At 34.4% G+C, this 13,755-nt stretch carries 18 protein-coding genes; all 18 read right to left on the reverse strand.

Features of this window, described 5'->3' with window-relative positions; genetic code table 11:
• Positions 1-336: 336 nt before the first annotated feature.
• Positions 337-696 carry a 50S ribosomal protein L19 gene (rplS, locus tag M0Q24_RS07690; RefSeq protein ID WP_295049208.1) on the reverse strand — a complete coding sequence of 120 codons (360 nt, stop codon included), beginning with the start codon at positions 694-696 and terminating at the stop codon, positions 337-339.
• Between the two features lie 140 nt (positions 697-836).
• On the reverse strand, positions 837-1,532 hold the full coding sequence (gene trmD / locus M0Q24_RS07695; RefSeq protein WP_295049211.1) for a tRNA (guanosine(37)-N1)-methyltransferase TrmD: 696 nt from the start codon (positions 1,530-1,532) through the stop codon (positions 837-839).
• Positions 1,532-2,074 carry a ribosome maturation factor RimM gene (rimM, locus tag M0Q24_RS07700; RefSeq protein WP_295049213.1) on the reverse strand — a complete coding sequence of 181 codons (543 nt, stop codon included), beginning with the start codon at positions 2,072-2,074 and terminating at the stop codon, positions 1,532-1,534. Before rimM ends, trmD begins: the two co-directional genes overlap by 1 nt.
• Positions 2,058-2,294, reverse strand: coding sequence for a KH domain-containing protein (locus tag M0Q24_RS07705; protein WP_295049216.1), 237 nt, complete (start codon positions 2,292-2,294; stop codon positions 2,058-2,060). The genes rimM and M0Q24_RS07705 overlap by 17 nt, the downstream gene beginning before the upstream one ends.
• A 2-nt stretch (positions 2,295-2,296) precedes the next feature.
• Positions 2,297-2,524: a 30S ribosomal protein S16 gene (gene rpsP / locus M0Q24_RS07710; protein WP_295049219.1), complete on the reverse strand. Its 228-nt coding sequence runs from the start codon at positions 2,522-2,524 to the stop codon at positions 2,297-2,299.
• 258 nt (positions 2,525-2,782) lie between these two features.
• The gene (gene ffh / locus M0Q24_RS07715; protein ID WP_295049222.1) at positions 2,783-4,132 is read right to left on the reverse strand and encodes a signal recognition particle protein; all 1,350 of its coding nucleotides are present in this window, start codon (positions 4,130-4,132) and stop codon (positions 2,783-2,785) included.
• Positions 4,133-4,195: 63 nt separating this feature from the next.
• Positions 4,196-4,483: a GIY-YIG nuclease family protein gene (locus M0Q24_RS07720; protein ID WP_295049224.1), complete on the reverse strand. Its 288-nt coding sequence runs from the start codon at positions 4,481-4,483 to the stop codon at positions 4,196-4,198.
• Complete coding sequence (locus tag M0Q24_RS07725; protein WP_295049226.1) at positions 4,476-5,210, reverse strand: RNA pseudouridine synthase; 735 nt, start codon at positions 5,208-5,210, stop codon at positions 4,476-4,478. The genes M0Q24_RS07720 and M0Q24_RS07725 overlap by 8 nt, the downstream gene beginning before the upstream one ends.
• A 19-nt stretch (positions 5,211-5,229) precedes the next feature.
• A complete protein-coding gene (waaA, locus tag M0Q24_RS07730) occupies positions 5,230-6,399 on the reverse strand; it encodes a lipid IV(A) 3-deoxy-D-manno-octulosonic acid transferase (protein ID WP_295049229.1) in 1,170 nt (389 codons plus the stop codon).
• Positions 6,400-6,402: 3 nt separating this feature from the next.
• A complete protein-coding gene (locus M0Q24_RS07735) occupies positions 6,403-7,119 on the reverse strand; it encodes a C4-type zinc ribbon domain-containing protein (RefSeq protein WP_295049233.1) in 717 nt (238 codons plus the stop codon).
• A gap of 15 nt (positions 7,120-7,134) precedes the next feature.
• Complete coding sequence (locus tag M0Q24_RS07740) at positions 7,135-7,857, reverse strand: Nif3-like dinuclear metal center hexameric protein (protein ID WP_295049236.1); 723 nt, start codon at positions 7,855-7,857, stop codon at positions 7,135-7,137.
• On the reverse strand, positions 7,858-8,451 hold the full coding sequence (locus tag M0Q24_RS07745) for a tetratricopeptide repeat protein (protein ID WP_295049239.1): 594 nt from the start codon (positions 8,449-8,451) through the stop codon (positions 7,858-7,860). It abuts the gene before it with no gap.
• A gap of 31 nt (positions 8,452-8,482) precedes the next feature.
• The gene (locus tag M0Q24_RS07750; RefSeq protein WP_295049241.1) at positions 8,483-9,337 is read right to left on the reverse strand and encodes a M23 family metallopeptidase; all 855 of its coding nucleotides are present in this window, start codon (positions 9,335-9,337) and stop codon (positions 8,483-8,485) included.
• Entirely contained in the window at positions 9,334-9,789 is a 456-nt protein-coding gene (gene smpB / locus M0Q24_RS07755; RefSeq protein WP_295049244.1) for an SsrA-binding protein SmpB, read from the reverse strand. Before smpB ends, M0Q24_RS07750 begins: the two co-directional genes overlap by 4 nt.
• A 60-nt stretch (positions 9,790-9,849) precedes the next feature.
• Positions 9,850-10,626 carry a 4-(cytidine 5'-diphospho)-2-C-methyl-D-erythritol kinase gene (locus M0Q24_RS07760; RefSeq protein WP_295049247.1) on the reverse strand — a complete coding sequence of 259 codons (777 nt, stop codon included), beginning with the start codon at positions 10,624-10,626 and terminating at the stop codon, positions 9,850-9,852.
• A 4-nt stretch (positions 10,627-10,630) separates the two neighbouring features.
• Positions 10,631-10,861 (reverse strand): carbon storage regulator CsrA, encoded by a 231-nt coding sequence (gene csrA, locus M0Q24_RS07765; RefSeq protein ID WP_295049250.1) that lies wholly within the window; start codon positions 10,859-10,861, stop codon positions 10,631-10,633.
• A complete protein-coding gene (truB, locus tag M0Q24_RS07770; RefSeq protein ID WP_295049253.1) occupies positions 10,855-11,679 on the reverse strand; it encodes a tRNA pseudouridine(55) synthase TruB in 825 nt (274 codons plus the stop codon). Before truB ends, csrA begins: the two co-directional genes overlap by 7 nt.
• Entirely contained in the window at positions 11,676-13,724 is a 2,049-nt protein-coding gene (locus tag M0Q24_RS07775; RefSeq protein WP_295049256.1) for an ATP-dependent helicase, read from the reverse strand. Before M0Q24_RS07775 ends, truB begins: the two co-directional genes overlap by 4 nt.
• Positions 13,725-13,755: the final 31 nt, after the last annotated feature.

A 13,755-nucleotide genomic window follows, 5' to 3' on the forward strand; every position in this document is an offset into this window, starting at 1 on the left:
ACAAGGTCTCTTTGTTTGTGGATGGGAATTATAGGGGGTTGTAGCTTAATCGCTTCTTAAAGATGAAAGAAGTTCTTTATTTGTTTTTACTATGTGCTTTTTACATATATATTACTCGCTTTTAGCTGGCTATTTATTCTTTGTATTTAGCTAAACTGGTTCAGAAGAGTTAACATATTTATATTTAGTTAAGGGGATTTATATCTACAATACTAGGTCGAGCAAACTAAATACTATATTATTTTTTAAGTTTTATTTTTAAAGAGATTGTTTTTAGGATTGATGAAAGTTTTAAAATATTTGAGGAGAAAGTAAAGAGTGGAGAGACTTAGAAGATTATTTTCTTCTAAGTTCTTTAATACGAGCTTTTTTACCAGCGAGATCACGAAGATAAAATAGTTTCGCACGACGAACACGACCGCGACGAATAACTGTTATCTCGTTGATAGAGTCAGTGTATACTGGAAAGATTCTCTCTATTCCAATGCCATTAGCTCCGATTTTACGAACCGTTACAGTTTGACCTGTTCCTTGTCCTCTCTTTGCAATACAAACACCCTCGTAGTTTTGTACACGAGATTTGTCACCTTCTTTAATTGTTACTGCTAAACGAACAGTATCACCAGCACGAAAGTCAGGAATATTTTTCTCTGCTACTTGTGCTTTTTCAAAATTTTCTATGTACTTATTTCTCATAAGCTAATTCCTTAATTTTATTTCACACCCTCAAGAGGTACCTAGTAAAATGAAAAAACTTCATTTTTTCTAAAAGATGACGAATAAAATTTCGCCATCTAGATTAACACTTGGTTTCCTTCAGCAGGAGACTCATCGCACTAGTGCGATTGAGCTTTGTGCTTTAAAAGCTGCTCTGGTCTGAAGAATTTGGTCTTGCTTTCAGACAGGGCTAATTTTAGTGAGCGAATTTTACTGTGATTTCCCTTTAAATATTCTGATGAGACAAAAAACCCTCTGAAGTTTTGTGGTTTAGAAAAAGACGGAGCTTCTAAAAGAGGAGTCTCAAAACTCTCAACATCTAAAGACTCACTATTACCAAGTACTCCATCAACATTTCTACTTATCGCATCACACATCACAAGAGATGCAAGTTCTCCACCTGTTAAGATATAGTCTCCAATAGAGAAGAGTTCATCTGCGAACTCTTCTATAACTCTCTCGTCGATCCCCTCATATCTTCCACTCACAAAGGCTACATGGGATTTTTTAGAAAGCCTTTTAGCATCATTTTGAATAAATGGCTTTGCCACTGGGGTTAAAAAAACTATATGAACTTCTTCATCTTGTTTTTTCAAATCCAATAGTGCATCAAATAGTGGTTGAGGGTTCATAACCATCCCAGCTCCACCACCAACTGCACTATCGTCTACTTTATTGTGCTTGTTATCACTAAACTCTCTAGGATCTAGGTAGTTTATCTTAATGATATCTTTTTCAATCGCTCTTCTTAGTATAGAGTCACTAAAGTAACCTTCTACTATGTTTTTAAAAAGCGTTACAAAGGTAAAGTTCATTATGAAGCTTCTAGAATATCCATCGCACCATCTACGATAATGCTTTTTTTATCAATATCAGTACTTACAACAAATGGCTTATGAAATGGAATCAAAAAACTCTTTACATGTCCAACATCAATAAGCTCCTGCGATGTTTTTACAAAAAGATAATTATTTATAGTTATCCTTTGCACTTCATCGACAAGACCTAAAAGTTTGCCGTTCTCATAAACCACGCAACCTTCTAAGTCAAACCAAAAATATTCTCCCTCATCTAAGTGGCAGTTTTTTCTTGTTTCGTCTCTTGTGGTATAGAGCTTTATATTTGTAAACTTTTTTGCATCTTCAACACTATTTACACCAGCTATTTTAATAAGCCCTTTTTCATGGTTTACTTCACTTAGGGTAAGTTTAGAGTTTTTATTTGTTAAAAAAGTAGAGTTTTTTTGAAACTGTTCGGGAAAGTCTGAATGGTCATGAAACTTCATATCGCCTTTTATACCAACAGTTTTGCCGATTGTAGCGATATGAAGTCTAGGTTCTTTAAATTGGTTCGACATTGATTTTATAGCTTACACCATCTTTTGCTTTGCAGCCAGAAATGACAGTTTTTATAGCACCAATCATTTTGCCTTCTTTACCGATGAGCTTACCTACATCAGCTTGGTTAGCATAAAGAACTATCTCTGTAATTTCATCGCCTTGCTTTGTTTGTACTTTTATATCTTCTGGGTAGGTAGCTATAAGTTTCGCAAACTCTGCGACAAAATCACAAATCATAATTAACGACCAGTTATCTTTTTAACACGATCACTCATTTGAGCACCAACGCTCACCCAGTAATCAAGTCTTTCATTATCAACAACTAAAGTCTTCTCATCATTCATTGGGTTGTAGTGTCCAATTAATTCAATCCAACCACCATCTCTTCTTTTACGGTTATCTGTTACCGCGATACGGTAAAATGGCTGTTTCTTTCTTCCCATACGAGTAAGTCTAATTACTGTCATACTTAAATTCCTTGTTACAGTGAAATTTCTTCATCTGTTATGTTTTGGTTTTTTTGGAGGTTTTTGCAGAATAAAATGTACAAAGAAGTAGTTTTATTGTGCCTCTTACCGCCGTCGAGTAAATCATTGATTTCTCGATATGCGTCTTATATCTTGAAAATTCTCAAGATACCTTCTAATCACAGAGGGATTATTTTAGAAGTTATTACGATGGTGGAATTTTACCTTTTTTTTACTTAAATGTAAATCATTTTTATTTTATCTTGGAAGTGCTCCAGCTCCTCCACCCATCTGCCCCATCATTGCTTGCAGATCTCTCATACCATTTTTACCAGAAAATTTCTTCGCCATCTTCCCTGCATTTTTAAACTGTTTTATCATTCTGTTGATCTCTACAATTTCTAAACCACAACCTTTTGCTATTCGCCCTTTTCTAGAGTTGTTTAGTAGATCTGGGTTTTCTCTCTCTTTTAGAGTCATTGAAGATACCATTGATTTGATATTTTTTAACTCACTTGAGTTTTCCATATCAAAATCTTTTAGAGCTTTTGACATATTGCCCATACCAGGAATCATTCCCATGAGAGACTTCATACTACCCATTTTCTTCATGCTCTCCATCTGCTCTAAAAAGTCATTGAAGTTAAACTTCCCTTTTTGTATCTTTTTTGTAAGTTTTTTTGCTTGTTTCTCATCAATCGCACCAGCAGTTTTCTCAGCCAGTCCTTCAATGTCTCCAAAGCCCATAAGACGGTTTACTACGCGATCTGGTAAAAAGACTTCTAGATCTTGCATCTTCTCGCCACTTCCTATAAAACGAAGTGGAACTTCAACTTGAGAAGAGAGTCCTAGAGCAACACCACCCTTTGAATCACCATCGTATTTTGAGAGAATAACGCCATCGATGCCAATTTTTTCTTTAAATGTAGTTGCAGTTTTTACCGCATCTTGACCAGTCATTGAATCAGCTACATAAAAAATCTCATTTGGTTTTGCCGCTTCTTTTACACATTTGAGCTCATCCATAAGCTCATCGTCAATTGCTAAACGACCAGCTGTATCTATAAGAACTACATCATAGATCCCACTTTTTGCTTTTTTTAAAGCTCCTCTTACAACTTCTACAGGATTTTTAGTAGCCTCATCTTCATACAATTCTACTTCTATTTGAGCTGTAATTTGACGAAGTTGCTCTACAGCTGCGAGTCTTTGTAAGTCAGCTGCAACAATAAGAACTTTTTTTTGTTTAGACTTTAAGTAGTAAGCTAGTTTACCAGTAGTTGTTGTCTTTCCTGAACCTTGAAGTCCTGTCATAAGTATAACAGTTGGCGGATTTGGTGCAAAAACAAAGCCTTTGTTTCCACCTACTTCTAAAAGTTTATGTAGAGTAAGTCTTAGAGCTTCGAGAAATTGATCTTTTCCTATATCGCCCTTTCTTGTCTCTATGCCCACTTCATCTATGAGTTGTTTTACAACTTTGTGGTTTACATCTGCTTTTAGGAGTGATTTTTTTAGTTCAACCAAAGCTTTTGCGAGAGCTTTTTCATCATCAAATGTGCGAATTTTTTTTATCGCTGCAGTAAAAGAGTTAGTTAGTGTATCAAACATAAAATGCCTCATTGTTTTTTATATAATTTTGGCGATTATAGCGAATTAGGTCTTTTGGTTTATTTAATCTTTGCCTGCACTAGAGATTAGCTCTAATTTCTCTTTACGTGTGAACTGTTTTATAGCGTATTCTCTCTGCATGGCGCGTACTTTATCATCACAACTCTCAAAATAAACTAACTCAACTGGTCTTCTAGATCTTGTATACTTTGCACCAAGACTTGAAGTGCTGTGCTCTTTTAATCGTCTATTTATGTCGTTTGTAACTCCTGTATATAGAGTGTCATCTGAACATTTTAAGATATAGACCTTCCAAGAAAGATTTTTTCCAGCCAAATCAGAACTATTCAAAGTCTATAAAAACCTTAGGCTCAGGTGCTACAAATTCCATTCCAAGAATTCTAACTTTATAAGCATGAAGCATAACTCTTTTGGCTCTTCTTCCGCCATACTGCTCATCTCCGATAATTGAGTGGTCGATGTAGCGAAGATGTGTTCTTATCTGGTGAGTTCTTCCATGATGGATCACACAGTTAATCTTTGTCTTATTTGCACTTACTAGATCTGGAGTTATCTCGGTTCTTGCTGGTTTTCCTTTAGATGATACATTTGAGTAGGCTTTATTATTTTTTTTCTGAGTTAAAATTGGCTTATCAACCTCTATAGGTTCGCTAATGATCCCCTCAACCCATGCAATATACTCTTTATAAACATTGTCTTTTTTAAACTCAGTTATAGCTTTTTGTCTAAACTCTTCATTTTTAACAAGCATCAACACTCCACTTGTCTCACGATCTAGTCTATGAAGCAAAACTGCTGGTTTAAACTGTCTCTCTATCTCATCTGAATTTACAAATGCAGGTTTATCTATAACAATAATATCATCGTTTTCAAAAATAGGTTTAGCTTTTTCAACCTTTTGAACTCTAAAAATTGTCTTCTCATCCAACTCTCCACGAGCTATTACAACTTTACTATTTCCCACATATACTAAACCACGGTCTATCATCGATTTTGCTTGAGAGTTTGAAACACCCTCTTGTTGAGATAGTATTTTATACGCTTTTTCTTTAGCCAAGTTAGGCTCCTTAGTTTATTTATTTTATTTCTAATATCTTCTTTATTATCGGTTCTAAGTCTATTTTTTGCTCTACCATTGATGGTGGTAGATCTTTTGTTGCTATTAGAGCTTTGTGGATCTCATCAGGTTCAACGTATTGAACATGATGCACATATTTGTAAAGTTCTTTTTGGTCGTGGAAATGTTTTCCAGTTATAATTTTACATCCAAAAAAAGCGGGCTCAAGCGGGTTGTGCCCACCTACATCTTTCCTAAAAGCTCCGCCAACTATAGCGATATCTGAAATATTATAAATATTGTTTAACTCGCCCATTGCATCTACTAAAACTATTTCAGCTTCAAAATTTTGAATCTCTGAAAATTTAGAAAGACTAAAGGAGTTTTCTTTTGCATACTTTTTTAGTAGTTCATAAACACCAACAAACCGCTCAGGATGTCTAGGAACTACTATAAGCTTCGCATCTACCTGTTTTTTATACTCAACAAATGACTTTAGTATCGACTCTTCTTCACCTTCATGCGTACTTGCTGCTACTATAGTCTCTTGACGCGATTTTTGATACTCTTTTGTTTTGCTAATTTTTCCAGCCAGTTTGATATTTCCAATCACCTCAATATTTTTAGCTCCTAGTGCTAAAAAACGGTTTTTATCAACTTCACTTTGTGCATAGATCATCTCAACATTTGCCAAGAGTTTTTTATAAAACCATGCAAATTGAAGATATTTGTTAACACTCTTATCTGAGATACGAGCATTTAACATCACAACTCTCGTTCCTCTTCTTCTAGCCATTACAAAGAGCATATACCAAAATTCTGCTTCTAAGACCACTAAGAATTTTTGTTTTTTTATCCAAAATGGAAGTAACATTTCATATGGTAAAAATCTAACATCTGCGTCATATTTTTTTGCTTCATTTTGACCAGTTTGTGTAATGGTAGTTATCTTTATATCTTTTGTTTTTACAAGTTCTAAGATTGGCTTTAATGCCTTTGCTTCACCTAGTGAGCAGACATGAAACCAGATCCCATCTTCTTTTTCAAACTTAGGATTATTAAAGAGAAAAAATCGTGCTGGAATTGACTTTTTATATTTTTGTTTAAAAGATAGATAGACTAAGAGTGGCAACGCTATGAGATATAGCACCACACTTAGAACATAATAGAGAAGGAGAAAAGGGTTCAAGCCCTACTCGTTAGCTGATTCTTCTATATGCAAGATTCGACCACAATGAGGACAAGTGATAATCTCATCAGCTTTGATAACATCTGCTAAAATCTTATCACTAAGCAACATATTACAACCCATACAAGCTTCTTCTTCTACTCTTACAACTGTAGAATTTTTCGCCCAACGACGGATTTTTTGATAAAAAGCTAAACCTTTTTGGTTTGTAGTAGAGAGAAGCTTTTCTTTTTGAACAAAAACCTCTTGTCTCTCTTTGTTGATTACTTTTAGTTTTTCATCAACCTCTGCTTTTACCGACTCTAAGTTTGAATCTATCTCTGCTAAAGATGCTTTTGCAGATTCAACTTGTTCTTTTTTTGAGGCGATGATTCTCTCAAGTCTCTCAATCTCTTCATTAGCAAAAGAAATTTGCTCTTTTGCTATCTCTTCTTCTAGTTGAAGAGATTTCATCTCTCTCTCAGTCTTAATCTCAGAACTTTTTTTAGTGTTGTCTTGAAGTTTAGCAGAAAGCTCTTTTAAATGAATTTCATTTTTTTGTCTTTTTAACTCTTCTGCTTTTATTTCATTGCTTAAATTTTCAATATCTGTATCAATACTTTGTTTTTTTGCAAGTGCAGCTTCATACTTAGAGTTAGCCTCTTCTATCTGAGGTTCAAAAGCGTCAATCTCTTTATCTATAAAAGATAGATCTATTAGTTGTTTAAGGTGCTGGTTCATTGGTCTCCTTTTGGATTAAATATATGTGAACGGGTTCTTAGATGATGAAATTATAGCTTCTAAACCTAAAATTTTCAAATGCTCGTGTAAAATTTGTGCAAAAAAGCGTTCGCTCTCAAAATGTCCTATGTCAATAAGCGAGAGATTTATGCTCATAGCCTCCATGGCATCGTGATATTTCACATCACCAGTTAAAAAACAATCAGCATCTATAGATTTGAGAAGTGAACATCCTGAACCTGTAGTAAGTGCTACTCTTTTTACTCTTTGTGAACTTTTTACGCATTTTGCATGAGGAAGTCCAAAGGCAAGCGCTACTTTTTTTGCAAAACTATCAAAATTTTCATCAACATCAAGATAAGCTACAAAACCATCTTTTTGTGCTATCTCATAACCTAAAATCTCAGTTGCTACATATTCATTTAGATGTGTTTGGTCAAAGTTCGTATGCATCGCTATATTTGAGATATTTTTTCGTATCATTTTTTGGATGAGATTTGCAGGATATTTGTTAAATTCCAACTGCTTTAGTCCACCAAATATAAGTGGATGATGAGTTATCAGAAGAGTCCCCTCTTGCATTGTGTCTATCAAAGCCTCATCAACATCTATACTTAACATTACCCTTTTAACTTCTTGGTTAAAGTCTCCTAAGAGAAGTCCTGAATTATCCCACGATTCTTGAAGTTCAAATGGCGATAAATTATCTAAAAATTCATATATTTGCGATATTTTCATCTAAAGTTTCTCCAGTTCCTCTTTTGCCTCGGCAAAGTCTCCATCAAGATCTAGTGCTTTTTTATACATCTCTTTTGCTTCATCAACGTGCTTCATATCTACTAAAAGATTTCCAAAGTTGTAGTAAGTGATAGGATTTGTACCATCTAAAGATAGAGACGCTTCAAGATGAAGTTTAGCAGAAGCAAACTCGCCTCTTGCTCTATATGCAGAGGCAATAGAATTATGAATATACTCATTGTTTTTATCTACTTCTAGAGCTTCTTTGTAGTAGTTTAGTGCTTCTGTAGTATCATCAATAAGCTGAAAAATATATCCTATTTTAAAGAGTATATCTGGGTTGTTTGACTCTTTTGCATTTGCTTCAATGAGAAGAGCCAACGCTTTTTGATAATCTTTTTGCTCGTAAGCCTCATCTGCTTTTTCTATTAAAGCTTCTGGATCAAAAGGAGAGAATGTTTTAGCAGTTTTTTGCTCAACTTGGTTTGTGTTGTTATTTTGTTCTTCTGGATCTTGAAGTGTTTGAACATGTTGAAAGATTTTAAATGCGAAAAAACCTGAAGCTAGTAGCATTAAAAGTTGTAGTGTTGTCATTTATATATTTCCTTAATTTTATTTCATAAATTTAAAACAAGTTTTTGTTTAGCAGTTCTATAAGTTGAAGTGGATCTACTTGCTCGGATGCTACTCTAGCACTAAAGTGAAGATGCGGACCTGTAACTCTTCCGCTCTTTCCTGATAAACCAATAAGCTCCCCTTTTTTCACAGCTTGACCTTTTTTAACATCAAACTTGCTCATATGAAAATAGCATGTATAGATCCCCTGCCCATGATCTATAACAACGCTTCCTCCTGAGTAAAATCTATCTTTAACTAAGGCGACAACTCCATCATTACTAGCCACAATAGGAGTTCCAACGCTTGCTCTATAGTCAGTTCCACTATGATAGCCCTTTAGTGTGTCATTGTAAACTCTAGCCTTTCCAAATTCACTAGTTATCTTGCTTTGCATCGGAGCTATAAACTTAGATGAGATATAACTCTTTGGAGTTAAAGTGTTATAAACTTTCATAGCCTCAGCGTACTCTTTTTCTGCTCTTCTTTTATCTTTTTGACTTAATGTGACTTTTGATTGTTGTACTTTTAATGTCTCTTTTTTGTAAATCCCCTCTTTTACTTCTAGAGGTATTGTTTTGCTCATCTCTTTTGCATCTTGCTTATAAAAAAGTTTAATAGTTTTACTAGATGGTTTTTCATAATAATTGATGGGAATAAGTGCGTAAAACTTTTTTACATCTCGTGGATGTTCATAAACCTTATACTCTTTTTTATCTAAAATGAGTTTTTCATACAAGATTCCATCTTGCTTTTCAAACTCTAAAAGTGCTGTTTTCCCATTTGTAACGCTTTTTTGTGGCATCTCTATGTTTAGAGAATACAACATAGATGCAAAAAGTATAAAGAGCGTTAAGTATCTCACTTGAACTCCTTGATGGCTCTTTGGACATCTCTCTTCATATCTTTTTGTTTTAAATCTTCTCTTTTATCATGAAGCTGTTTACCTTTTGCAATAGCGATTTGTATCTTTACTAAGTTTCTTGCATTAAAGTAGAGTTGCAAAGGGACGATTGTGTAGCCATCTCTCTCCACAGCTTTTCTCATCTTCAATATCTCTTTTTTATGCAAAAGTAATTTTCTATTGCCTCTCTCTTCATGAGTGTAGTAGTGATGAGTAGTCTCTAATCTTCCTATGTGAGCGTTAAAAAGATATGCTTCACCCTTTACAAAACGGATGAAACTATCTTTTAGATTTACTCTTTTTGCACGGATGCCTTTTACTTCACTTCCACTTAGAACTAAACCCGCTTCAAATTTCTCTTCTAAAAAGTAATCAAAATAGGCTTTTTTATTTTTTGCTATGGTTTCGCCCATGACTATCCTTTTTTACAAATATATTTTTGATATCTTATCATCTATTATTAAAGCTTTAGATTAGACTTTTTCTTTTACCCTAAAAAAACTACTTCCACTTCCACTAAAATGAAATCCTGTTCTATAGTGCTCTTTTAACTCTTTGTACTCATGTATCGCTGGTTTAAAAAGGTCATTTGCTTCACCTATATTCATTCTTTGTAAGACTTCTTTCGAACTTTGATTTTTTAACTCATAAATCTCAAATCCATCTAGAGGAGAGTAAAAATTTTCTCTATAGCTTTTGTAAACTTTTTGTGTGCTGATCTCTATTTTAGGAGTATAGATCTCAAACTCTAAAATATCTTCTTTAAACTCTTCTACAATTTCGCCAACACCACTAACATTGGCACTATCATATCCATAAACAAAAAAGGCGACATCAGCACCAACCTTAGCACCAATTTTTGCTAGTTCATTGTTGCTAAGACCAAGGTGCAGTACTTCATTACACATCTTAAGATAAGTTGCCGCGTCACTACTTCCACCACCAAGTCCTGCAAATGCTGGGATATTTTTATCAACTTTTATGGCATAAGTTCGCATCAATTTTTCTAGTGATTCTGATGAAATTGCGTTTATAAGAGCTTTGTAGGCTTTATATATAGTGTTTTGCTCTATAGAACAAGAGAAGTCACCTATAATTTCAAAACCATCTTTAGTTTTAGGAGCAAAAGAGAGTTCATCATAAAGAGCATCAACTCGCATAAAACGGGAGATTATCTCATGGTAGCTCTCTCTTTTTCCTGTTATTTTTAAAAAGATATTTACCTTAGCATATGCTCTATAGATCTTCATCTTTTTACTTTTTTAAAATCTTACTAAGGGTATTTAGGTCAGTTACATTTTGCTCTTTTGAAGCTGCTATATTTGAATCTTTTATATCTTCTATAAGTTCATTTCTAATGATATCTACATCTCGTGGAGCGTCGATGCCAAGCTTCACAACACCCTTTTCTATTGATATAACTTTTATACTTATATTGTCCCCGATTATGATTGACTCGTCGAGCTTTCTAGCTAATACTAACATGTGTATATCCTGCCTAATTCATATTTGACACTTTTGTCTATTACATTTATAACAGATATATTATCGCCATTATCAAGCCAATAGTATCCATCTTCTTGCATCTTTAGATCCTCTAAAGCAAGAACTCTTCCATATTTGAGATTATCACTATCACCTAAGTAGAAATTTTGAGGAATGTTAAGAGATTTTTTAATATCTAGAGCTTTTTCATCTTCATAAATAAACTGCCCTTCATTTAACCTCTCTAAAGCGCTAAGACTTCCATTTGACACGCCTAAGCTCTGAGCTATTATGCGTCCAAGTGAGCGAATATAAGTTCCTTCTGAAACCGTAGCTTCAAAAGTCACAAATGGATGACAATAGCTTATTAGCTTTGTCTCATAAATAGTAGAGTTGATCTTGTTTAAACTAAATTCTCTACCAGATCTAGCTAGATCATAAGCTCTCTGCCCATTTATGCGTTTTGCACTAAAAATAGGTGGTTCATACTCTAGATCTCCCTTTAATGACTCTACAACTTCTCGAACTCTTATCTCTGATAACTCATCCAAAATCTCAACATTATCAATCATCTCAGTATCTAAAGAGTCAGATCTAGCACCTAGCCAAAGTGTGGCACGGTATTTTTTGGGAGTTTTGTTTAAAAAACGAAAGAGCTTTGTGTGCGAGCCAAAACCAACAAGCAAAACACCTTTTGCAAAAGGGTCAAGCGTTCCTGAAAAACCTGCTTTTTTGTTATTGTACTTTCGTTTTAGTTTAGTTAGAAAAAAATTAGAGCTAGTCCCTGCAGGTTTGTAAGCTACAAAGAGTCTATTCATAGTCTCTCTACAAAAGATGCAAGAATATCTCTTGAAGTGCCTGCAAAGTTAATGTTTAGTTTAAACTCTCTTCCACTCTTTGCCACACCTGTAACTCTACCTGTTCCAAAGATTTTATGACGAACGAGATCTCCCTTTTTAAAGGCTGTATTTTTCTCTAACTTTAGTGAACCCTCACAAAGTCCAGACTCATTGAAAAATCTACTCTTCTCTAAGTCACTTCTTCTTCCCTTGTAAAATCTGCTTAGTGCGTGAGAGAGCGTAAGAGTCTCTTTTGCTCTTGTAAAAGAGACATAACCGAGTCGTCTCTCTTCTTCTAAGTCGCTTCCATCACCAACAAGAGGCAAAAATCCCTCTTCAAGTCCTATAATAAAGATATGGTCAAATTCTAGCCCTTTTGAAGCGTGAATACTCATCATATAGATGCTCTCACCCTCCACTTGATCTTGCTCGCTTTGAAGTGTTAGCTCATTTAAGAACTCATCTAAACCTGACTCTGGGGATTTTTTAACAAAGTCACGAAAGAGTCCATAAAATTCATCCATATTCAGAACTCTCTCAGCCTCATCAACCATGCCAGCATAGATGTTTTTGAGCTTAAATGTCTCTTCTAAAACATCTATAAACTCATAAGTTGACTCTGTTGCAACTCTAGAGACTTCTTCAAGGTTTTTTATAAAATCTTTTAGAGTCTTTGCATTTTTCTTTTTTACAAGTGCCTCAAGCTCAGCTAGTGATGCAGTTTTGATATACTCATAGATAGAAGAAGATGCAGAGTGAGCTGCTAGCTCTATCTTTTCTATACTAGCTTTTCCTAAGCCTCGCTTTGGTTTGTTTGCAACTCTTTTAAAAGAGAAATCATCATGAAAATTTGTAATGATTCGTATGTAGCTTATAAGATCCTTTATCTCTGCTCTGTCATAAAATCTTAAACCACCAACTAATTTGTAAGCTATTCTTGAACGGTTAAGCCCTTCTTCTATGGAACGGCTTAAAACATTGACACGGTAAAGTATCGCTATATCATTTGGCTTAACACCTGAGTCTAGAAGTTTTTTTATATTTGCAGCTATTTTTCTCGCTTCTTCATTTTCATCATAAGAGTTTAAAATGGTGACATCCTCGCCACCACCTCTTGTTGGGATGAGTTTTTTGCCAAGTCTTGAGCGATTATGTTCTATAAGAGCATTTGCAACTTTTAAGATTGGCTCTTTTGAGCGGTAGTTATTTTCAAGTTTAAAGATAGATGTACCAGCAAAATCTTCATGAAACTCCATGATATTTCGTATATGCGCACCACGCCAACCATAAATACTTTGGTCATCATCTCCAACAACACAGATATTGTTATGAGAAGTACAAAGTTTTTGCAACAACTTTAATTGCAACTCATTTGTATCTTGATACTCATCTATCATGATGTAGTTGTATTTTTTTGAAGTTGCCTCTGCAAGTTCTGGGTTTTCATCTAAGAGTCTATATGTAAGGGCTATTAAGTCATCAAAGTCAACTAAATTATTTTCTCTTAGGTAAGTTTCATACTCTTCATAAATCTTCGCAATCTGCTGATAGTTAAAAAATTCGGCTTGTTTATAAGCATCGTCTGGAGTAAGAAGTGAGTTTTTATATCTTGAGATCTCACTTGCTATTAGTGGAGTTGGTATTTCTGAGTTTATTTTTTTTATAATTCTTTTTTTGTCATCTGTGTCTATTACTACAAAGTTGTTTTGCCTGTTTAAAAGGTGAATATGAAACTTTAAAAAGAGCAGTCCAAACTTATGAAAGGTACAAAGTAGAGGTGGATAAGATGCATCACCTATCATACTCAACGCTCTCTCTCTCATCTCTTTTGCAGCTTTGTTTGTAAAGGTAAGAGTTAGAGTGTTTGATGCTGGGATGCCTAAAACCTGTATAAGATAAGCAAGACGAGAAACTATAGTTGTAGTTTTCCCACTTCCAGCCCCTGCCAAAATAAGCACGGGACCTTCTGATTGTTTTACTGCTTGACTTTGTGATTCGTTAAGTTTTTCAAATATTTTTTGCATGTAATTTTGCTCTAGTTTATTGTTAATTTAG

Origin of the sequence: Sulfurimonas sp., from assembly GCF_023228785.1 — a bacterium.
In the GTDB taxonomy this organism is placed as follows: Bacteria; Campylobacterota; Campylobacteria; order Campylobacterales; family Sulfurimonadaceae; genus Sulfurimonas.

Excerpts from the sequence above, each read along its gene's own strand:
- rplS (WP_295049208.1), bottom strand. The coding sequence starts at position 696 with ATGAGAAATAAGTACATAGAAAATTTTGAAAAAGCACAAGTAGCAGAG.
- trmD (WP_295049211.1), bottom strand. The coding sequence starts at position 1,532 with ATGAACTTTACCTTTGTAACGCTTTTTAAAAACATAGTAGAAGGTTAC.
- rimM (WP_295049213.1), bottom strand. The coding sequence starts at position 2,074 with ATGTCGAACCAATTTAAAGAACCTAGACTTCATATCGCTACAATCGGC.
- M0Q24_RS07705 (WP_295049216.1), bottom strand. The coding sequence starts at position 2,294 with ATGATTTGTGATTTTGTCGCAGAGTTTGCGAAACTTATAGCTACCTAC.
- rpsP (WP_295049219.1), bottom strand. The coding sequence starts at position 2,524 with ATGACAGTAATTAGACTTACTCGTATGGGAAGAAAGAAACAGCCATTT.
- ffh (WP_295049222.1), bottom strand. The coding sequence starts at position 4,132 with ATGTTTGATACACTAACTAACTCTTTTACTGCAGCGATAAAAAAAATT.
- M0Q24_RS07735 (WP_295049233.1), bottom strand. The coding sequence starts at position 7,119 with ATGAACCAGCACCTTAAACAACTAATAGATCTATCTTTTATAGATAAA.
- M0Q24_RS07740 (WP_295049236.1), bottom strand. The coding sequence starts at position 7,857 with ATGAAAATATCGCAAATATATGAATTTTTAGATAATTTATCGCCATTT.
- M0Q24_RS07745 (WP_295049239.1), bottom strand. The coding sequence starts at position 8,451 with ATGACAACACTACAACTTTTAATGCTACTAGCTTCAGGTTTTTTCGCA.
- smpB (WP_295049244.1), bottom strand. The coding sequence starts at position 9,789 with ATGGGCGAAACCATAGCAAAAAATAAAAAAGCCTATTTTGATTACTTT.
- M0Q24_RS07760 (WP_295049247.1), bottom strand. The coding sequence starts at position 10,626 with ATGAAGATCTATAGAGCATATGCTAAGGTAAATATCTTTTTAAAAATA.
- csrA (WP_295049250.1), bottom strand. The coding sequence starts at position 10,861 with ATGTTAGTATTAGCTAGAAAGCTCGACGAGTCAATCATAATCGGGGAC.
- truB (WP_295049253.1), bottom strand. The coding sequence starts at position 11,679 with ATGAATAGACTCTTTGTAGCTTACAAACCTGCAGGGACTAGCTCTAAT.
- M0Q24_RS07775 (WP_295049256.1), bottom strand. The coding sequence starts at position 13,724 with ATGCAAAAAATATTTGAAAAACTTAACGAATCACAAAGTCAAGCAGTA.